Genomic DNA, 19,308 nt, shown 5'->3' on the forward strand with positions numbered 1-19,308 from the left:
ACAATCTACCGCCCCTCACCTAGCATTGATTAAGCGGATGGTAACAATTGTTAAGGTTTTACCCCTGTCGTGCCCCATTTCCGCCATCTTCCCCAAGCAATCATAAACGCCAGCCACCAAAATCCGAAGACCGTCGTCCGAAACAGAACGGGCATAGGGGATGTGTAATATGAGTGTGCGTCGCAGAGCCGCAAAAGATATCAGTAAGGACGTCCTGACCCGGCAGATGGCCCGGATGCGCGCCTTTGCACGGGATGACAGCGGTGCCATGGCCGCGCCGACCATCTTCTTCTTTCTGGCGATGCTGGCCGTTGGCGGCATCGGCATCGACCTGATGCGGATGGAGCGCGACCGGACGGTTCTGCAGTACACTCTGGACCGCGCGGTGCTGGCGGCTGCCGATCTGGACCAGCCACTGGCCCCCGAAGTGGTGGTGCAGGATTACCTGAGCAAAGCCGGAATGGAAGAATACTATCAACCGCCTGAGGTGTCGCAGGGGCTCGGCTACAAGAGTGTCGAAAGCACAATCAACACGACCTTCAATGCCCACCTGCTGAAGTTCTCTGGTGGCAGTGACATGCCGATGTACGCAAATTCGCGCGCCGAAGAGACCATCGGCAGCGTAGAGATTTCCATGGTGCTGGATATCTCTGGCTCAATGAACTCGAACCGGCGGCTGATCAACCTCAAGTCCGCCGCGCATAGTTTCATCGATCAGATCACCCAGAACACCAATACAGACAACCTGTCGATCTCGATCATTCCCTATGCCACCCAAGTCAACGCGGGCGAAGCGCTTCTGAGCAAGTACAACGCAGGCTTCGATGACCTTCCGGCAAGCGAATGGAACTACTCGCACTGCGTGAACTTCGTCTACGATCAATACGCCAAGACAACGCTGGACCCGGCCGAGCGGCTGGAGCGCACAGCGCATTTCGACCCGTTCACCTATTCTGAGAACATGATCGCCCGCCCGGTCTGCCCGACACGTGACGGATCGGCCATCCTGCCCTTCACCAACGATCCAACCACCCTGCACAATTACATCGACGGGCTGACAGCCTGGGGCAATACCTCGATCGATATCGGCATGAAATGGGGCTCCGCCCTGCTGGACCCGACCGCGCGGCCGGTGGTCAACGCACTGATTGACGATGGCGAGATCGAAGCGCAGTTTTTGAACCGCCCGACCGAGTACAACAACGGCGACACGCTGAAGATCATCATTCTGATGTCCGATGGCGAGAACACCAACCAATACATGATGAACCCTTCGCGCCGCAGCACCATGTCAGATGTCTGGTACAACGCTGAAACTGGGCGCTACTCCGTCTACCACTCCAATGGCACGAAAAATTACTACTGGCCGCACAAGAACGACTGGTACGACCATCCCTACGGCAATGGCACCCACACTGTATGCGATTACTACTACGGCAATCCCTACAACTGCAGAGATGAGGCGGAGCCCGGTACAGCCGTGCAGCTGAAGTACCATGAGCTGTTCGCGCGGGCCTCGCTCGCATGGAACGCGCGCTACAACTACGAGTTCAGTTCCAGCGCCTGGGCAGACTGGTACAATGCCGGAACGTATTTCCACAATCGCGTAGCCAAAGACCAGCACACCAAGAATATCTGCGACCGCACCCGGGACAAGGGCGTGATGATCTACACCGTTGGCTTCGAAGCACCGCGCAACGGGACTCGCGTGCTGGAAGACTGCGCCAGCTCGCCCGCACATTTCTTTGATGTGGACGGGCTGGAAATCTCCGAGGCCTTTGCCTCGATCGCCACCTCCATCCGCCAGCTGAGGCTGACCCAATGATCCGCCACATGCATACCGCCCTTACGCGTTTCCGCCGTCAGGACGACGGCAGCGCCACGCTGGAATTCGCCATCATCATCCCGGCCTTCCTGATGATCCTGATGTCCACCGTTGAGCTGGGTCTGGTCAATATCCGCCAGTCGCAGCTGGAGCGGGCACTGGATCAGACGGTACGCGAGCTGCGCCTTTCAACGGGCGAACCGGCGCAACATGACGCAATCCGCGACCGTGTATGCGACCTGTCAGGTTTCATCGAGAATTGTGCCACCTCCCTGCGTCTGGAGATGGTCAGCCAGGATCCCTTTAACTGGACCGGCATCAACCCCGAACCCGACTGTGTCAGCCGCATCGAAGACGTGCAGCCAGTGCGCACATTCACAAACGGGCAGTCAAACGAGCTGATGCTGATCCGCGCCTGCATGAAATTCCGTCCGATTTTCTCCGATTGGGGGCTGGGCGGAGATCTGGGCAAGGATGCGGACGGCCGTGTCAGCCTTTTTGCCGCGTCAGCCTTCGTTCAGGAACCGAGGTAAGCCATGTTCAAAGCCCTGCGTCACCGCCTGAAATCCTTCTGTCGCGACAGCGAAGGCTCGGTCTCGGTTGAATTCGCGCTTTATGCGCCGCTTCTTCTGGGAACCTTTGCGGCCTTTTACACCTTCTTTGATGCCTTCCGGCAGGAAAGCATGAACCTGAAGGCGGCCTACACGATCTCAGACCTGATCTCGCGCGAGACCAATTATATCAACGACACCTATCTGGACAGTATGTACGCCATGGCCGGGCTGCTGATCCGCGGTGACAGCTCGCTTGGAATGCGGGTATCTGTCGTGCGCTGGGATGAAGCAGACCAAAGCTATTACGTGGACTGGTCCAAAGTGCGCGGTGGTGGCTACGAGGAATGGACCGATGCCACCATCCATCTGGTTAAGGACGATCTGCCGTCGATGCCCGATCAGGAGCGCGTGATCCTGGTGGAAACCAACAACACAGTGGAACCGGCCTTCCGCATCGGCATTCCGACGATGGACATCAACAATTTCGTCTTCACCCGCCCGCGTTTTGCGCCGCAGGTCGTCTTTATCGAAGACAAGGCCAACGGCAACAGCCATAACGACAATTCGATGGGCCTCTGAACCCGCCTCTGGCCGGAACGGGTTAGTCAGATAACAACAGGAGAGAACGCGCGCTCTGTGTCAGCGCGCTCAGCCCTCTAGGTCAGCACCCATATCGCGCCGGGCGATCATGGCCGCCAGGATTTCCGACATAGCCTTGCTTTGCGAGCCCGGCGTCACCCCACCAATTCCGATCCGGCGCCCCATGCGCCACCAGAGGCCTGGCATCCAGGCGCGGGAACCCGGGGTTTTCCGGCGCATCAGAAACCCGTTCGAAGGCTTGAAGGCAAAGAAACCGCGATCGATGGTTTCGATATCCGCAACCCGTGCAATCTCGGTCCCGTCCGTGCAGCGCAACACCTCTTCAGTGAGCTCGATCCGATAGGCCGTCGCCTGCCACATGCGCACCGCCAGCCACAGGGCGGCGCAGCCAACCACCAGAAGAAACACCAACCATGCTGCCGAGGGCGGCGTGGAAAAGGCCACGTAGATCAGGATAATCCCCACCGAAGCCAGCATCCCTACTCCCATGACACGCCGGGGACCGGATGCCTCGATCTTTGCCACCACCTCGTCATTCATGCGCCTGTCTCCTGCACTGTGCTCTAGCGCGGCATAGCCTGAAATGGCGCAGGCGAACAGCCCTGCGATGCAATGCGACCCTCGGCGGGCCGGTATTGCGCATTTGCGCACAGTGCCTCTCCCACCATCGTGATTTGCGGGCAGCCCAAACCCCTCTATCTGTACATCAAAGCGAAAAGGCCAGGAGACTCCAAATGTCCATCAGACCGATTGTCGAGACCCGCAACGCCATGCCGACCATGGAAGGCGCCGGTGTAAAGCTGCACAGGGCCTTTGGATTTCATGACCCCAGCGAACTGGATCCGTTCCTGCTGTTCGATGACTTCCGCAATGAGCACCCGCAGGACTACATGCGCGGTTTTCCCTGGCACCCCCACCGCGGTATCGAGACCATCACCTATGTGCTCTCTGGCACCGTGGAGCACGGCGACTCGCTTGGTAACACCGGCACGCTGGGCGCTGGTGACGTGCAATGGATGACAGCGGGATCCGGTATCCTGCACCAGGAGATGCCCAAGGGAAACATCAACGGCCAGATGCACGGTTTTCAGCTGTGGGGCAACCTGCCCTCCAGCCAGAAGATGACCGATCCGCGCTATCAGGATGTCGAAGGCAAGGAGATCCCCGAGATCATCGACGATGACGGCACCCGCGTCAAAGTCATCGTCGGCGAATTCTGGGGCAAGACCGGCCCGGTGGATGGCATCGCCGCAGACCCGCAGTATCTCGATATCTTTGTCCCCGCCGGGGTCAAGAAGACCTTCAAGATCGACACCTACCGCCGCGCCTTTGCCTATATCTTCGAAGGTCAAGGCGCCTTTGTGGATGCATCCCGCCCACAGGGTGTTCTGCTGGAAAAAGAAGTGGCAGGCGAAGAGCTGCACATTCGCGACATGTCCGGCGACCGCACGCTGGTGCGTTTTGGCACTGGCGAAGAGATCACCGTTCAGGCCGGTCCCGAAGGGCTGCGCTTCCTGCTTATTTCCGGCGCGCCGATCGAAGAGCCGGTGGCGTGGCATGGCCCGATCGTGATGAATACCCAAGCCGAGCTGCGTCAGGCCTTCCGCGATCTGAACAACGGCACCTTCATCAAACCGGCGCACTGAGCCCGGCCCCTACCCTGCCTCCGATCCATCCGGGGGCAGGCCAAACCGGCGGATCAGGCCGCGACGGCCTTGCGTACCATGTCCCAGTAGATCGTCTCGACCTCCTGCAACGACAGGCGGCCGCCGGTGCGATACCAGGTCATGACACCATTCAGCATCGCGATTACCGCCAGCGTTGCGATCTTGGTGTCAGGGATCCGGAACACCCCCTCCTCCACGCCTTGCTTCAGCACCGCCTCTAGCGCGTCCTCATAGTTGCGGCGCATGGTTTCGATGACGGCGAAGTTCTCATCTGACAGGTTGCGCAGCTCCATGTAGGCGATGAAGACCGCATCTGGCCGCTCCATATGGAAGCGAATGTGAAAGCGCACGAAACGTTCCAACTCCCCCAGCGCGCCCTCCACCGCTGGATCCGCCTGCCAAGCCTCCATCAACTCACTCATGTGGCGCTGCATCAGGCTGAACAGCAGGCTTTGTTTGTCCGGCGTATAGTTATATAGCGCCCCGGCCTGCACCCCGACCTCTGCCGCGATCTGGCGCATCGACACGGCGGCGTAGCCATGCTGTGCAAACAGCCGCAGCGCCGCCGCCTGAATGCGCGGGCCGGTGATATCGGAGTGTGAGCCTTGAGTACGTGCCATGCGTTCAAAGCTAACTGAACATTTGTTCAGATAAAAGCCCCGCTTGTGCCCTTGTCTGCAATTGTGCATCAAGGAGCCACGCGTAAGCGAGAAGGACCCGCCTGATGCTTCAACTCTCCGTGAACCGATGATGCCTCTGCGCCTTGCCCATATCTCCTTTCTTGGCCTGCTGTCTGCAGCAATCGCGGTTGCGGCCTGTACCCGGGTACCGGAAATCGAGGACAGACTGTCGCCGGATATGCGCTCGGCCAGTTATCCGCCGCTCCTGCCCGTAGACCAGTTGGTTACCCCTCTGCCGGTCCCCGAAGAGCAAAGCAGCGATCTGGAGCAGGAGATGGCGGCCCGCACCGCGCGCCTGCAGGCCCGGGCAGAAGAGCTCAGGAAAGCGCAGAACTGAGCCATTTGCGCCTCTGACGCCACCCTTTCCATTTTCTGATACCGCTTTCCGGCGCCACTCGGTCCGGCGCCGTTGCACCGCTGCGCCGAACCCGCTAAGGCGGGGCAAAGATTATGTGACAAAGGATCTCCAGCTATGACAGAGCCGCTTCGCCTTGGGATTGCAGGTTTGGGCACGGTCGGCGTCGGCGTGGTAAGAATCATCCGCCGCCAGGCCGAACTGCTGGAGGCGCGCACAGGCCGCCCTGTTGTGATAACCGCTGTATCAGCCCGTGACGCGACCAAGGATCGCGGCGTTTCGCTGTCCTCCTATGCCTGGGAAACCGATCCCGTGGCGCTGGCAAAACGCGACGATATCGACGTTTTTGTCGAACTGATGGGCGGCCACGAAGGCGCTGCCAAAGAGGCGACGGAGGCGGCGCTGGCCGCTGGCAAGGACGTTGTCACCGCAAACAAGGCGCTGCTGGCGATCCACGGTCAGGCTCTGGCCGAACAGGCCGAGGCCGCAGGCCGCGTGATCCGTTTCGAAGCCGCCGTCGCAGGCGGTATCCCGGTGATCAAATCCCTGACCGAGGGCCTTGCCGGCAACGAAATCACCCGCGTCATGGGCGTGATGAACGGTACCTGCAACTACATCCTGACCCGGATGGAGCATTCCGGCCTGCCTTATGAGACGGTCTTCAAGGAAGCCGACGATCTGGGCTATCTCGAAGCTGACCCGACGCTGGACGTGGGCGGCATCGACGCCGGGCATAAACTCGCCCTGCTGGCCGCGATTGCATTTGGCACCAAACCCGCCTTTGACGATGTGCAGCTGGAAGGCATCCAGCGGATCGCCATCGAAGACATCCGCCACGCCGCCGACATGGGCTTTAGGATCAAGCTTCTGGGCGTCGCGCAGACCTCTGCCCGCGGGCTGGAACAGCGCATGGCGCCTTGCCTGGTGCCCGCGAATTCGCCGCTGGGCCAGCTGGAAGGCGGCACCAACATGGTCGTGATCGAAGGCGATGCCGTCGATCAGATCGTGCTGCGCGGCCCCGGCGCCGGTGAAGGCCCGACCGCCAGCGCCGTGCTCGGCGATATCTGCGATATCGCGCGGGGTCTGCGCATTGCTACCTTTGGTCAGCCCGCCGCCACCCTGCAGGAAGCGCCCTCGGCCATGTCCGGCCTGCCCGCGCCCTATTATCTGCGCATGGCGCTTCAGGACAAACCCGGTGCCCTGGCCAAGGTTGCCGCGGCGCTTGGCGATGCTGGCGTATCTATCGACCGGATGCGCCAGTACGGCCATTCCGAAACAATCGCCCCGGTTCTGATCGTGACCCACAAATGCACCAGCGCCATGCTGGACGATGCCCTTGCCGGTCTGGCAGCCACCGGCGTCGTCGATGGCGCGCCTGTGGCCCTGCGTATCGAAGAACTCTGAGGCGACGCCCTGCCCTCATCCAGAAGGCAGAACCATGAAATACCGCGCGGAATGGCCACGGAACTGGTCCAATCCGCGCGATCATCCCTTGCCCGCAGCGCCCTGCGCGGGGTATCGACAAGCAACCCATACGGATTGACACAGGATTATTGAGTATGACCTCGACCAGCTCTGACGCCCCCTTTCACGACCGCATGCTGTCTCTGGGCCTGGCCCGGGTCGCCGAACAGGCCGCACTGGCCTCTGCCTCGCTGATCGGGCGCGGCGACGAAAAAGCTGCCGACCAGGCCGCCGTGAACGCCATGCGTGAACAGCTGAACCTCCTGGACATCGCAGGCGTCGTCGTCATCGGCGAAGGGGAACGGGACGAGGCTCCGATGCTGTTCATCGGCGAAGAGGTCGGCACCGGCAATGGTCCTGGCGTGGACATCGCGTTGGACCCGCTTGAAGGCACCACCCTGACCGCCAAGGACATGCCCAACGCACTGACCGTGATCGCCATGGGTCCGCGCGGCTCGATGCTGCACGCGCCTGACACCTATATGGACAAGCTGGCCATCGGCCCGGGCTACCCCGAAGGCGTCGTTTCGCTGGATATGTCCCCGCGTGAACGGGTCGAGGCGCTGGCTAAGGCCAAGGGATGCGCGCCGTCGGACATCACCGTTTGCATTCTGGAACGCCCCCGCCACGAAGCGATGATCGCCGAAGTGCGTGAAACCGGCGCTTCGATCCGCCTGATTACCGATGGTGACGTGGCCGGCGTCATGCATTGCGCCGAATCCGAAGTGACCGGCATCGATATGTACATGGGCCAAGGCGGCGCCCCCGAGGGTGTTCTGGCCGCTGCGGCGCTGAAATGCATGGGTGGTCAAATCTTTGGCCGTCTGCTGTTCCGCAACGATGACGAAAAGGGCCGCGCCGCCAAAGCTGGCATCACCGACCTGGACCGCGTCTACACCCGTGACGAGATGGTCACCCAGGACGTGATCTTTGCCGCCACCGGCGTCACCGGTGGTTCACTGCTGCCGCGCATCAAGCGCGAGCCGGGCTGGCTGGAAACCACCACCCTGCTGATGCGGTCGAAAACCGGTTCGGTCCGCCGCATGTCCTACCGCACCCCGGTTGAGGCACAGGGCTGATCCAGCCAACTGTCAGGCCCGAGCACAGCGGCGCGACGGCTCGGTCGGATTAAACTTTCAAAGGGCCGGGTCCGCAGGGCCCGGCCTTCCTGCATGGGAGAGATGCGTGAGCTTTCTAGGGGTTGAACAGTCACTCACCGGACGGCGCTGGCTGGGTCCGGGCATCGATCTGGAACGCGCAGCCGAGGCCATGGCACAGCAAACGGGCCTGCCCGCCGCCGTCTGTCAGGTCCTCGCCCGGCGCGGCGTTCCCGCCCATGAGGCAACCGGCTTCCTGACCCCCGCGTTGAAGGACCTGCTGCCCGATCCCCGGCGCATGAAGGACATGGAAACAGCCGCCGCCCGGTTCCTGGAGGCGGTCGAACAACGCCAGCGCATCGCCATCTTTGCCGATTACGACGTCGACGGCGGCAGCTCTGCGGCGCTTCTCTTGGTCTGGCTGCGGGCCATGGGGCAGGATGCGACGCTCTATATCCCCGACCGTATCGACGAGGGTTACGGCCCAAACGACGCCGCCATGTCAGCGCTGGCGCGCGATCACGATCTGATCGTCTGTGTCGATTGCGGCACGCTGTCCCATGGACCGATCGCAGCGGCCAAAGGCGCCGATGTGATCGTGCTGGACCACCACCTAGGCGGAGAAACCCTGCCCGACTGCGTGGCGGTGGTGAACCCGAACCGGCAGGATGAAGACGGGGATCTGGGATATTTCTGCGCTGCAGGCGTGGTGTTTCTGATGTTGGTCGAGGTGCGACGGCAGGCCCGGGAAAAGGGGCTTGGGACCGGACCGGACCTGATGGCTCTTCTGGATCTTGTCGCCCTTGCCACGGTGGCGGATGTGGCGCCGCTGATCGGCGCCAACCGGGCGCTGGTGCGTCAGGGGCTCAAGGTCATGGCGGCGCGCAAACGCGTGGGCCTGGTGGCGCTGGCCGATGTCAGCCGCATGGATTCGGCGCCCTCCACCTATCACCTGGGCTTTCTGCTGGGACCGCGGGTCAATGCCGGTGGGCGCATCGGCAAGGCGGATCTGGGCGCGCGCCTTCTGGCCAGCGACAACCCGCATGAGGCCGCAGCGCTGGCCGAACGCCTTGACCAACTCAATACCGAACGCCGCGACATCGAAAACGCCGTGCGCGCTGCCGCGCTGGAGCAGGCGGAGGCACGTGGGCTTGATGCACCGCTGGTCTGGGCCGCAGGCGAAGGCTGGCATCCGGGTGTGGTCGGCATCGTTGCCTCGCGCCTGAAAGAAGCCGCAGGCCGTCCGGCGGTGGTCATCGGCCTGGACGGAGACGAGGGCAAGGGATCGGGTCGCTCGGTCAGCGGCATCGATCTGGGCGCAGCGATCCAGCGGCTAGCCAACGAAGGCCAATTGATCAAGGGCGGCGGGCACAAGATGGCCGCCGGTCTGACCGTCGCGCGGGACAGGCTGGAAAAGGCTATGGCGCGGCTGGGCGATCTGCTGGCGAAACAAGGCGCCGGGGACCTTGGCCCGGCAGATGTGAAGCTCGACGGGATGCTGATGCCCGGCGCCGCCTCGATCAACCTGATCGAGCAGATAGAACAGGCCGGTCCATTTGGCGCCGGGGCCCCTGCCCCACGCTATGCCTTTCCCGATCTTGAGGTCCGCTTTGCCAAACGGGTCGGAGAATCGCATCTAAAACTGTCGCTGAGCGACGGGCTGAGCAGCGGCATTGACGCCATCTGTTTCGGCGCCTTCGACACCGACCTTGGCCCCCGGCTGCTGGATCATGGCGGCGCCCGATTCCACTTTGCCGGACGGCTGGAGATCAACACCTGGGGCGGTCGTCAAAGCCCGCAATTGCGCCTGGAGGACGCCGCGCCAGCGTCCTGAAGGGCGCTTTCTCCGGCAGGGAAATATTTTCGCTGAAACCCCGTTTTTTCGCTTGCGGCAACTGACGGGAATATCTAAACACCGCTCACACACAGAGTGGCCCGTTCGTCTATCGGTTAGGACGCCAGGTTTTCAACCTGGAAAGAGGGGTTCGATTCCCCTACGGGCTGCCACTTTTCCCTTCCTGAATAGCGAAAATTTGCCGCCTCGTTCGTCGTGGTATTCACTGATTTGCGCCCAACTGCGTTCAGATCCGCATGTGCGTAGTAATGCTTTTCACAAAGCCGAGGCAGGGCCCCATCAGCCCCTGACGATCTCTGCGCCGTGAGGATGTCGGCCCCGGTGGCCAATTCAGGCACTCCAAAAGAGAAGTGGCCGCAGACCCAAAGGTCCACGGCCGCTTCCAGTCACTATCTGTTCAGGCTTACGCCAGGATCAGCGTATCGTCAAAGACCAGGGTCTCGATGCTGGTCAGAGTATCGACATCACCCGTGGCAATCTCGGTGACTTCCCAGGAGCCGGATCCGTTGTCCACAATGGTGAAGTCGGCTTCGACCCCGTCAAACTTGGCCCGGTCATCACCCAAGCCACCGTCGAGCACATCGCTGCCACTGTTGAACAGGAAGATATCATCACCGCCTTCACCGTAAATGGTATCCACTCCCAGGCCGCCGTTCAGAATGTCGGCACCGGTGCCACCTTTCAGCAAATCGTCTCCCGCACCGCCACTAAGACGGTCATTCTGCCTACCGCCATCAAGGACATCACCTCCGAAACCACCGCGTAGGGTGTCTTCACCCAGACGCCCAACCAGTTTGTCAGCCCCATCATTGCCAATCAGATAATCAGCGCCTTGCAGACCAATCAGTTTGTTGTCAGCGGCATCGCCGGTGAGCTGGTCGTCAAGCATAGAGCCCGTTACGTCTTCAATGTTGCGCAGCACGTCCCCTTCTGCATCGCCGCCCTGTGCCGTTCCCGCATCAAGATCGATCAACACGCCTGCCGCAGATTCGTCATAGGACGCCTGATCAGTTCCGTCTCCACCATTCAGCGTGTCAGCACCTTCGCCACCGATCAGAACATCCTGACCATCCCGGCCGCGGATCAGGTCGTCTCCGCCGCCACCGGTCAGGGTGTTGTCTGCGTCGTCCGAACCAATCAGAGTATCCGCAGCCCCGGAGCCGATGATGTTTTCGATTTCGGTCAGGGTATCGCCGTTCGCCTTGCCCCCGTCACCTGTGCCGTCTTCAAGGTTGACAGTCACACCATTGACGGACGTCGCATAGGTCGCCGTATCAATACCTGTACCACCGATCAGCACATCTGCACCGATACCACCGTCAAGCAAGTCATCACCTGCACCACCGTCAAGCGAATCGTCACCCCGGTTGCCAATGAGTTCATCGTCACCACCAAGTCCCAAGATCGTGTCGTTGCCAGCCAAACCGATCAGAACGTTATTGAAATCATCGCCAACGATATAGTCGTCATCCAGAGTTCCGGTCACGGCTGTATCGCTGCTGCGGTTGATCAGCAGGAAATCTTCCAATTCCAGCTCGGAGGTGACACCGCTCAGCGTTGCGATCTCGTAATCGCCGAGGCTGACGTGCAAACCGTCACCTTCGACGCTTTGCGATACCACATCCTTGAAGTTGACGTCGGTGACGCTGAGATCGATCAGTCCCAGAACATCCTCTCCCTGCTGGAAGTCGGTGATAGTGCTGCTAACGATCTTCGAATAGTCGTTGGTGACACCATAGGAAAGAACGAACAGGTCATCGCCGTCATCGCCGGTCATGGTGTTGCCGCCCTGGCCGACCAGAGTGTCATCCCCGGTGGAACCGGAAACACCTACACCCTTGCCGTTGATGGTGACTTCTTCATAGCTCATGATCAGCTGGGTGTCATAAAGCGTCGCAGGCTTGATATCGCCTTTGACGTAGAAGGCCACGTCGAAATTGTTGGTCATGTTGAGACCGTTGATCGACACCGAACCCGCGTTGTTCTGCCAGCCAGCACTGATCGCCAGCGGCGATACGGGGAATTCCCAGTCCAGAAGGTTGATCACGGTCTGGGTGTCTTCGCCGACTTCGTATTTCACCTGATCGTTGGTGGTCGGCGGCTCCAAGCTCGGGTCGGTCGGAATGACGACGCTGGGCAGATCCTGACCGTATTTATCCGGCTGCAGGCGCCAGCGCGGCCCGACGATGTACTCGGTGCCATCTTCATTCAGCACCGCCTCAAAAGGCTCGCGATCCATGGTGGTGTACCAGGCGTTGGTATAGCCCTCTTCCAGATCTTCCGACATGGCGCCGATCTGATCCAGGGTCGAGCCTTGCGCCGCCGCAGCCAGCGCCGGATCTTTCAGAACGGTGCCTGCCGGATACAGGGTGCCATCACCGCCATAGTAGTCATCGGTGGTAACCCATTTGCCATCCTCAAGGATTTCATAGGTGGGCAGCTGACCAATGGCGGATTCGTTCTCGAAATCCTCGGGGCGGATCTGGTCGTTCGGGTTGTTGGTGATCGTGTGACGGGTGACCAGCTCGGCCTGGGTGATCTGGAACAGCGGGATCAGATCATCATTGTCGGCATCCGGGGTCGACCATTCGTCCGGCAAAGGCAGCTCGGCCTCGATGCGCACATCGTTCGGCTTCTTGATGGTATTGCCCCAACGATAAAGCAGCTTGCCGTCATCCTTCAGCGTCACCGAATAGTCGTTACCGACCGCGATGTTTTCCTGAATGGTGGCTTCGTTGGGCTCCAGCACATCCTTCAGATCCAGAACACCGTCGCCGTTTACATCGCCGACCTGAGGCAGCACGTCCGCCACATATTGACCGTCGTATTCGCCGCCAACAATCCACAGATTGTCGTCCAGCTGGTATTCTGCATCCGGATCACCGGGGAAACGCTGATCCGACAGCACCTGCTGCATCACCACATAGTGTTCGGTCGAGGCTTTGACCGTGTTGCCACCAAGGCCAGCCAGCCAGGTGCCGTGAACTGCCGGGGTCTGAAAAACATCGGTGGGGGCGTTCGAAACCACCAGCCCCAGATGCTCTCCGCCCTCGCCGGACAGATCGCCAACGAAGCCTTCTTCGTATTCCGGATCGTCGAAAAAGTCTTTTTCAATCGCTTGGTCGAAATCAATGACGTTATAGCCAAATTCGCTGTTTACCGGATACAGCGCGACGCCCTCTTTGGTGATCACCGGTTCGGCGGAAAAATCCACAACGGCAGGATCACCGTCTTGGACGTCGCCCTGTGTCAGCCCACCGAAGGTACCAGTCACATCATTTGTGCTGAAGGTGTGTGTCACTGTATACGTGGGTGTCTGGTTGAGCACTTGATCTGCCATGATGGGTCCCCCGGCAATACGCTTCAAAGTTTCAAAATCTTCCGCCCGCAAAAGACCGGCTCGGCATCATGTGTTCGCGCGCCTTCACATGCGGATGTCTTGATGTTTACAAACCGCGGATCAAAAGTCTTTTGATCTTGATCAAAAGACGCAAAAAAGACTGAGGACGAGGCTCCCCGCCCCATATTAAGCCCGCTGCACGCCGCCTGACGCGCACCGCAAAAGATGAATGCAAATAATTGAATTTATTTTACAAAAACGAACATAAAGTATGAAATCTCATAGTGAGCCGCCAATCGTTTTCAAGACCGATGGCGACAGGCGATTTTTTGCCGACAGCCCCTGTTTTCGCGAGGGAAAGCACCACACCCAGACGTAACCCCGCCCGGAAATTGCGTTTTTCGCATAAGGTTCAGCGCAGCAGAATGTTGATTTTCCGAAAACTTGATTCTCCTGACTGCGGCCTGACCTACCCTTCCCGCCTCTCTTCACAAGCCCAGAGGCCGCGCGCGATGCGCCGAAAACGCTCAGCGCCTAGCCCGCACCGCTTTCAATCGATATTTAGGCCAGTTTTCACAGCCGGAACCAAGACAACCATAAAGCGTTGTGGAAAATCAGGGAGTGATACGCAAAGAAGAGGCTGGCCCACGACATATCAATGTGGAGAAAACCTTTGACCGAATTGCAGCGCAGGCCTTCTGACGCCGCTTTTGGGGGGACGCGAACTGCCCATGAAACCACCCGGAACACCCGCCTCGAATATTTCTTCCCAAATGAGCAAAAATCACTCTTGCGCCCACTCACCTGACTGAGTACATAGCGCCTCACGCACAGAGTGGCCCGTTCGTCTATCGGTTAGGACGCCAGGTTTTCAACCTGGAAAGAGGGGTTCGATTCCCCTACGGGCTGCCACTTTATCCCATATTGATATCTTAGCCTGGCATGCGGTTTGCGGTCCTGTTGCGCTGTTCGAGCTAGTGAAACCCAGCCGCAGCGCCGCCCGGGTCCAGCCCATTAATCCTTACCCTATCGGCTGCCCTGATCAGGCTTCATCCGTTCAAACCGCCGTAGGCCTCCCTCTCGAAGGGCAAAAGGGAACTGCCCTCTCGGGCAATTCCCTCTGTTCATGCTGCTCTGACCTTCGGCCGAGCTCAGATAGTCACAGCTCGGCCTCCCGGCTGCGGGCCAGGAACCACACGAAAGACACCACCGACAAAAGCAGCAAAGCGACGGCAACCGGGCTTTTCAGAACCTGGGTCAGATCCCCGTTCGTCAGCGCAAGCGATTGTGCGATGGATTTCTCGAATCTTGGTCCCAGAAAGAACGCGATGATGAAGATCACCAGCGGATAGCCAAAACTGGACATCAGGTACCCGATCACCGCGAAGATCAGCATGATCGCAACGCCGAACAATCCGTTGGTTGCCATCGACACCCCGACAAAACACAACAGAACCGCCGAGGAAAAGATGATGGACTCCGGCGCCGACACCACTTTGACCCAAAGCCGCAGCCCGACCTGCCCGATCCACAGGTTGATGAAATTCGCCATGATCATGGCCCCGAACAGCCCGTAGACAAGCCGCCCCTGATTTTCGAACAGCAGCGGTCCGGGCTGCATGCCGTGGATCATGAAGGCACTGATGATCAGCGCCGCGCTAACACTGCCCGGAATGCCCAGCGTCAACAGCGGGATCAGGTTAGAGCCGACAACCGCAGAATTGGCGGATTCGGCTGCGGCGATGCCATGCAGGTTGCCCTTGCCAAAGCTTTGCGGATCTTTTGAGCGGGCCTTGGTGAAGGCATAGGACATGAAGGCGGCAGCGGTCGAACCGATCCCCGGTAAGGCGCCGAAAATGGTTCCGATGGTGGCACCGCGCAGCATGGTATAGCGACAGGACCAGTATTCCGCCCAGGTCACCCGACGGTCGTCCGGGTTGCCGGTATCCTCCATGATGATGGCGGAACGGACGCTGCCATGGGCATCGGACATGCGGCGCAGGATTTCCGAAATGGCGAGCATGCCAATCGCAACTGATGGCAGGGGCAACCCGTCGAACAGATCCCAATAGCCAAAGATGAGCCTAGGTGTGTAATGCTCCGGATCGGTCCCGACCGAAGCCACCAGCAATCCCAGCGCCGCTGCGATGATACCCTTGGTAAGGGAATTGCCGATCAACCCGGCCAGAACGGAAAAGGCAAAGATCATCAGCGCGGCGATCTCAATCGGGCCCATGCGCAGGGCCAGAACCGCCAGCGGCGCCGACACGGTAATCAATACGATGTCGCTGAAGGTATCGCCTGTCACCGAGGAAAACAGCGCCATCTTGGTGGCCTTGAGGGGCTTACCCTTCTTGGCGAGCGGGTAGCCGTCCATCGCGGTTGCCGCGGCATCGGGGGTGCCGGGGGTATTCATCAGAACCGCAGGCACCGCGCCGCCAACCAGTCCGCCCTTGTTGACCCCCACCAGAAAGGAAATCGCCACCAGCGGATCCAGCGCAAAGGTAAAGGGAATAGCAATCGCCATGGCCATGATCGGGCCGATGCCGGGCACCGCGCCGACGAATTGCCCCAGGATCACGCCGCAGATGACGAACAGCAAGTTGATCAGGGAAAAGGCATCGCCAAATCCGGCCAGTATTGTTGAAAAATCCACCATGGTCACACTCCCTCAGGGCAAGGCGCGGCCAAGCGCGTAGGTCACCAGGAACCAGATCAGCGCAGGCATGACGATGACGCCCGCCGCCAGCCAGGCCGGGCGGCGTTCCCCGATCATCCACATGATCGCGAGGGCCAGCGGCGGGGCGACATATTCAAAACCGAACAGTGACATCGCGTAGATTCCGCCCGCCAGAACCGCCACATAGGCGCCTGTAATCGCAAAGACATGCGGTCTTTGGGTGCGGTGACCGGTCGGTTTCAGCATCAGGAACGCGCCACTAACGGCGATCACAATGGAAATCAGATTGGGCATCGTATCCGGTGACAGATTTCCCCCTTCGACCCGCTCCACATAGGAGGGGATGACCAGGAAATAGAGCACAAGACCAAGCAGAAGAAAGAACGCGCCCGAAGCACGGTCGGCAGACAAACCCATGGAACCCTCCCAAGTTCTGAAACCGCCCTGCGCGCGAACACGCGCAGGGCGGTTTGCGGTTTTATTTCGCGAACAACACGGCTGCGTTTGCCAGACCGTCGGTCATCATCTTATGGGTACCCTCGGGTCCCATGTTGATCGGCGCGCCCTTGACCGCGTTCTGCACGATTTCAGCCATTTCGGGAGAGGCAACCGCTTCATCGATCGCGGCCGCGATGGCCTCGACCGCGGCAGGATCGGTGCCTTTTGTGGTCGCCAGATAGAACACCGGATCGACATAGGCGTTGATGCCGGATTCCACGAAGGTCTTGACCTCCGGCGCATAGCTCAAGCGCGACTGGTTGGCGCCAGCGATCACCTTCATGTCGCCGGATTCTAGATAGGGAAACTGCTCTCCCGATCCGAAACCCGCAAGCACCTGACCGCCCAGGATCAGCTTCATCACCTCGGCACCGCCATCGGCGGTCACCAGGTTGAAATCCGCCCCGGTGGTCTTGGTCGTTGCCTTCATCATCAGAACCTGCGGCGGCGCCATGGTGGCAACCGCCAGCTGCCCCTGCTCCTTGGAGTAGGCGATCAGGCCCTCCAGATCGTCAAAGGGCGCATCGGCGCTGGCCACCAGCGCAAGCTCTGCCTTGGCGACGGTGCCAAGGTAATCAAAGCTGTCGACATCAAACGGCAGCTGATCGCCGCGCTGAACCAACTGGACCAGAACGGGGATGCTGACCCCCATGCCAACGACCTTGCCCTGCGGGGGGCGCTGCGACAGGCCGGTGAACATGGCAACGCCGCCGCCGCCAGGCTTGTTCTCGACCACGATGTCCCAGCCGGTGTTTTTCTCCATCACGCTGGCCAGCACGCGACCCATGGTGTCTGTCGATCCGCCGGCACCAAAACCGACCTGAATGGTCAGCGCTCCATCGGGTTTCCAGCCCTCTGCGGCCAGCGGCGCGGCAAGCGTCATCATCGCGGCGGCGCCAAGCGCCAGAATCCGGGATTTAAGTGTCATGTGATTTCCTCCTCTTTGTTGTCTTTCCTCCGTCACCCACAAACAGGCGCGACGGGTCTCCTCCTGGAAAGTTACTTAACCAGAAAACTATTTACCTCTCCCCTTGATCAACAGTGAATTTCCTCGGCCAGACGGCGCAGATCTCCTCACCTGCGCCGGATGGTTATGCCCCGGAGGTTTGCGCAACTCCCAGCAACGCCAGCCGCGCCGGACGCATTGCGGCAATCACTTCCAGCTGGCGCGTGGCGACCCGCGTCAGCCGCTGCGGATCCGAATGGGCCGATGCGGCCCGCAGAACCCGGCTCCACAGCGCCGTCAAAAGCGTATCGCGGGTCAGCAGATAGAATTCATGCGCAAAGGCGGTTGGGTCAGGGTTGTCCAGCAACTGTTTTCGCGCAAGGTTCCAGCCTTCCAAGGCAGCAGCAACGGCCTCGGCCTCCTTGCCCTCTGCCGCCATAAAGGCGGCAAAGGCCTCCGCCGGGGGTGTACCCAGCAAACGTGTCGCCAGCATGCGCTCGTGAATGCCGTTAGCCCCTTCATAGATCGCGGTGATGCGGGCATCGCGATAGGTCTGCTCCAACCGGTATTCGCGCAGATACCCATAGCCGCCCAGCACCTGCACCCCCAGTTCGGCGCCGCGGATACCGGCTTCGGTGCCGCTGACCTTGGCCAAGGGGGTCAGGAATTCCACCAGATCGGGATTGTCGCCCTTCTCCATGGTGACAAAGGCCAGATGCGCGATGGCGCGAGCGCCCAGTGCCCCGGCGTCGATCTCATCCAGCATCCGGCGCACATCCGCGTGGCCATCCAGCGTCACCGGCTGTCCATCCGCGCCGCGTCCCTGCTGGCGCTCAGCCGCGTAGGATGCCGCAACATCATGGGCGCGCGCCGCATGGGCCACGCCCTGAAGCGCCACGTCAGAGCGGGCGTGGTTCATCATCGTGAACATCGCCATCAACCCCTGCCCCTCGGCGCCAATCAGTTCGGCCTCGGCGCCATCAAAGGCCAGCTGGCAGGTGGGCGAGGCATGCAGGCCCATCTTTTCCTCGATCCGGGTGACGGTGACAGCGTTGCGACTGCCATCGGCGCGAGTGCAGGGACACAGGAACAGAGAGAGCCCTTTGATCCCGTTATCCGAGGTTCGCGCGAGGACCAGATGCAGGACCTTGTCGCTCATGTCCTGGTCGCCACCGGAGATGAAGATCTTCTCACCGGTGATCTGCCAGCCATCCCCATCAGCGGTAGCACGACAACGCACGCGCGAGAGGTCCGATCCCGCTCCGGGTTCTGTCAGGCACATGGTCGCCAGCGTCTCCCCCGAAGCCAGCGACGGCAGGTAGCGGGCCTGCTGATCCGCCGTGCCGAACCGCGTCAGAGTGCGCGCAGCCCCCGGAACCAGCCCGGTGACCATCTGCATGGAATGATTGGCGCCTGAGAAAATCTCGGATGTGATCGCCAGCATCATCGCGCCCATGCCCTGGCCTCCGAAGTCCTCGGGGATGGTGAGGCCCGGCCAGCCCTGTCCGGCATAGGAGTTGTAGAGGTCCTTGAAGCCAGCGGGCATCGCAACGCGGCCATCCGTCAGCGTGCATCCCTCAAGATCACCGGGTTCATCCAGCGGCGCGATCTCACCTTCGGCAAAGGACGCGAAATGTCCGGCAATCTCGGATGCAAATTCCGCATCCCAATCCGGCAGATCCGCTGTGCCCACCACATGGTTCAGCGTGAACAGAATGTCCTCAACAGGGGCGGCAAAAGGCTTCAT

General features: G+C 60.4%; 15 protein-coding genes and 2 tRNA genes. 10 read left to right on the top strand and 7 right to left on the bottom strand.

The window, feature by feature from the left end:
- Positions 1–169 precede the first annotated feature (169 nt).
- The 3 genes from JL2886_RS04495 to JL2886_RS04505 are packed head-to-tail and all read left to right on the top strand — an operon-like array spanning position 170 to position 2,958.
- Entirely contained in the window at positions 170–1,825 is a 1,656-nt protein-coding gene (locus tag JL2886_RS04495) for a TadE/TadG family type IV pilus assembly protein (RefSeq protein ID WP_065270920.1), read from the top strand.
- Between the two features lie 8 nt (positions 1,826–1,833).
- A complete protein-coding gene (locus tag JL2886_RS04500) occupies positions 1,834–2,358 on the top strand; it encodes a TadE/TadG family type IV pilus assembly protein (RefSeq protein WP_237028419.1) in 525 nt (174 codons plus the stop codon).
- A gap of 3 nt (positions 2,359–2,361) precedes the next feature.
- Positions 2,362–2,958 carry a TadE/TadG family type IV pilus assembly protein gene (locus JL2886_RS04505; RefSeq protein ID WP_065270922.1) on the top strand — a complete coding sequence of 199 codons (597 nt, stop codon included), beginning with the start codon at positions 2,362–2,364 and terminating at the stop codon, positions 2,956–2,958.
- 69 nt (positions 2,959–3,027) lie between these two features.
- Here JL2886_RS04505 and JL2886_RS04510 read toward each other — a convergent pair whose 3' ends face one another.
- Complete coding sequence (locus tag JL2886_RS04510; protein ID WP_065270923.1) at positions 3,028–3,519, bottom strand: hypothetical protein; 492 nt, start codon at positions 3,517–3,519, stop codon at positions 3,028–3,030.
- Between the two features lie 194 nt (positions 3,520–3,713).
- On the opposite strand from JL2886_RS04510, the gene JL2886_RS04515 reads away from it, so the two are divergent.
- A complete protein-coding gene (locus tag JL2886_RS04515; protein WP_065270924.1) occupies positions 3,714–4,625 on the top strand; it encodes a pirin family protein in 912 nt (303 codons plus the stop codon).
- Between the two features lie 53 nt (positions 4,626–4,678).
- Here JL2886_RS04515 and JL2886_RS04520 read toward each other — a convergent pair whose 3' ends face one another.
- Positions 4,679–5,266 (bottom strand): TetR/AcrR family transcriptional regulator, encoded by a 588-nt coding sequence (locus JL2886_RS04520; protein ID WP_065270925.1) that lies wholly within the window; start codon positions 5,264–5,266, stop codon positions 4,679–4,681.
- 130 nt (positions 5,267–5,396) lie between these two features.
- Here JL2886_RS04520 and JL2886_RS04525 point away from each other — a divergent pair, with 130 nt between their 5' ends.
- The 5 genes from JL2886_RS04525 (at position 5,397) to JL2886_RS04545 (ending at position 10,249) form a co-directional block, all read left to right on the top strand.
- Positions 5,397–5,663: a hypothetical protein gene (locus tag JL2886_RS04525; protein ID WP_237028420.1), complete on the top strand. Its 267-nt coding sequence runs from the start codon at positions 5,397–5,399 to the stop codon at positions 5,661–5,663.
- A gap of 135 nt (positions 5,664–5,798) precedes the next feature.
- A complete protein-coding gene (locus JL2886_RS04530; RefSeq protein ID WP_065270927.1) occupies positions 5,799–7,085 on the top strand; it encodes a homoserine dehydrogenase in 1,287 nt (428 codons plus the stop codon).
- Between the two features lie 155 nt (positions 7,086–7,240).
- Positions 7,241–8,224, top strand: coding sequence for a class II fructose-bisphosphatase (gene glpX, locus JL2886_RS04535; protein WP_065270928.1), 984 nt, complete (start codon positions 7,241–7,243; stop codon positions 8,222–8,224).
- Between the two features lie 106 nt (positions 8,225–8,330).
- Positions 8,331–10,076, top strand: coding sequence for a single-stranded-DNA-specific exonuclease RecJ (recJ, locus tag JL2886_RS04540; protein WP_065270929.1), 1,746 nt, complete (start codon positions 8,331–8,333; stop codon positions 10,074–10,076).
- Positions 10,077–10,174: 98 nt separating this feature from the next.
- A tRNA-Glu gene (locus tag JL2886_RS04545) sits at positions 10,175–10,249 on the top strand.
- Positions 10,250–10,500: 251 nt separating this feature from the next.
- On the opposite strand, the gene JL2886_RS04550 is transcribed toward JL2886_RS04545, so the two are convergent.
- Complete coding sequence (locus JL2886_RS04550; protein WP_065270930.1) at positions 10,501–13,437, bottom strand: calcium-binding protein; 2,937 nt, start codon at positions 13,435–13,437, stop codon at positions 10,501–10,503.
- Between the two features lie 837 nt (positions 13,438–14,274).
- On the opposite strand from JL2886_RS04550, the gene JL2886_RS04555 reads away from it, so the two are divergent.
- Positions 14,275–14,349 (top strand) — tRNA-Glu (locus JL2886_RS04555).
- Positions 14,350–14,596: 247 nt separating this feature from the next.
- Here JL2886_RS04555 and JL2886_RS04560 read toward each other — a convergent pair.
- The 4 genes from JL2886_RS04560 to JL2886_RS04575 form a co-directional block, all read right to left on the bottom strand.
- A complete protein-coding gene (locus JL2886_RS04560; protein WP_065270931.1) occupies positions 14,597–16,096 on the bottom strand; it encodes a tripartite tricarboxylate transporter permease in 1,500 nt (499 codons plus the stop codon).
- A gap of 12 nt (positions 16,097–16,108) precedes the next feature.
- Positions 16,109–16,534: a tripartite tricarboxylate transporter TctB family protein gene (locus tag JL2886_RS04565; protein WP_065270932.1), complete on the bottom strand. Its 426-nt coding sequence runs from the start codon at positions 16,532–16,534 to the stop codon at positions 16,109–16,111.
- Positions 16,535–16,595: 61 nt separating this feature from the next.
- Positions 16,596–17,543: a Bug family tripartite tricarboxylate transporter substrate binding protein gene (locus JL2886_RS04570; RefSeq protein WP_065270933.1), complete on the bottom strand. Its 948-nt coding sequence runs from the start codon at positions 17,541–17,543 to the stop codon at positions 16,596–16,598.
- Positions 17,544–17,706: 163 nt separating this feature from the next.
- Positions 17,707–19,308, bottom strand: coding sequence for an acyl-CoA dehydrogenase family protein (locus tag JL2886_RS04575; RefSeq protein WP_065270934.1), 1,602 nt, complete (start codon positions 19,306–19,308; stop codon positions 17,707–17,709).

It is taken from the genome of Phaeobacter gallaeciensis, assembly GCF_001678945.1.
Taxonomy (GTDB): domain Bacteria; phylum Pseudomonadota; class Alphaproteobacteria; order Rhodobacterales; family Rhodobacteraceae; genus Phycobacter; species Phycobacter gallaeciensis_A.

What these genes read in the sequence shown, in the direction of transcription:
- JL2886_RS04495 (WP_065270920.1), top strand. Translation starts at nt 170, where the DNA reads ATGAGTGTGCGTCGCAGAGCCGCAAAAGATATCAGTAAGGACGTCCTG.
- JL2886_RS04500 (WP_237028419.1), top strand. Translation starts at nt 1,834, where the DNA reads ATGCATACCGCCCTTACGCGTTTCCGCCGTCAGGACGACGGCAGCGCC.
- JL2886_RS04505 (WP_065270922.1), top strand. Translation starts at nt 2,362, where the DNA reads ATGTTCAAAGCCCTGCGTCACCGCCTGAAATCCTTCTGTCGCGACAGC.
- JL2886_RS04510 (WP_065270923.1), bottom strand. Translation starts at nt 3,519, where the DNA reads ATGAATGACGAGGTGGTGGCAAAGATCGAGGCATCCGGTCCCCGGCGT.
- JL2886_RS04515 (WP_065270924.1), top strand. Translation starts at nt 3,714, where the DNA reads ATGTCCATCAGACCGATTGTCGAGACCCGCAACGCCATGCCGACCATG.
- JL2886_RS04520 (WP_065270925.1), bottom strand. Translation starts at nt 5,266, where the DNA reads ATGGCACGTACTCAAGGCTCACACTCCGATATCACCGGCCCGCGCATT.
- JL2886_RS04525 (WP_237028420.1), top strand. Translation starts at nt 5,397, where the DNA reads ATGCCTCTGCGCCTTGCCCATATCTCCTTTCTTGGCCTGCTGTCTGCA.
- JL2886_RS04530 (WP_065270927.1), top strand. Translation starts at nt 5,799, where the DNA reads ATGACAGAGCCGCTTCGCCTTGGGATTGCAGGTTTGGGCACGGTCGGC.
- glpX (WP_065270928.1), top strand. Translation starts at nt 7,241, where the DNA reads ATGACCTCGACCAGCTCTGACGCCCCCTTTCACGACCGCATGCTGTCT.
- JL2886_RS04550 (WP_065270930.1), bottom strand. Translation starts at nt 13,437, where the DNA reads ATGGCAGATCAAGTGCTCAACCAGACACCCACGTATACAGTGACACAC.
- JL2886_RS04560 (WP_065270931.1), bottom strand. Translation starts at nt 16,096, where the DNA reads ATGGTGGATTTTTCAACAATACTGGCCGGATTTGGCGATGCCTTTTCC.
- JL2886_RS04565 (WP_065270932.1), bottom strand. Translation starts at nt 16,534, where the DNA reads ATGGGTTTGTCTGCCGACCGTGCTTCGGGCGCGTTCTTTCTTCTGCTT.
- JL2886_RS04570 (WP_065270933.1), bottom strand. Translation starts at nt 17,543, where the DNA reads ATGACACTTAAATCCCGGATTCTGGCGCTTGGCGCCGCCGCGATGATG.
- JL2886_RS04575 (WP_065270934.1), bottom strand. Translation starts at nt 19,308, where the DNA reads ATGAAGCCTTTTGCCGCCCCTGTTGAGGACATTCTGTTCACGCTGAAC.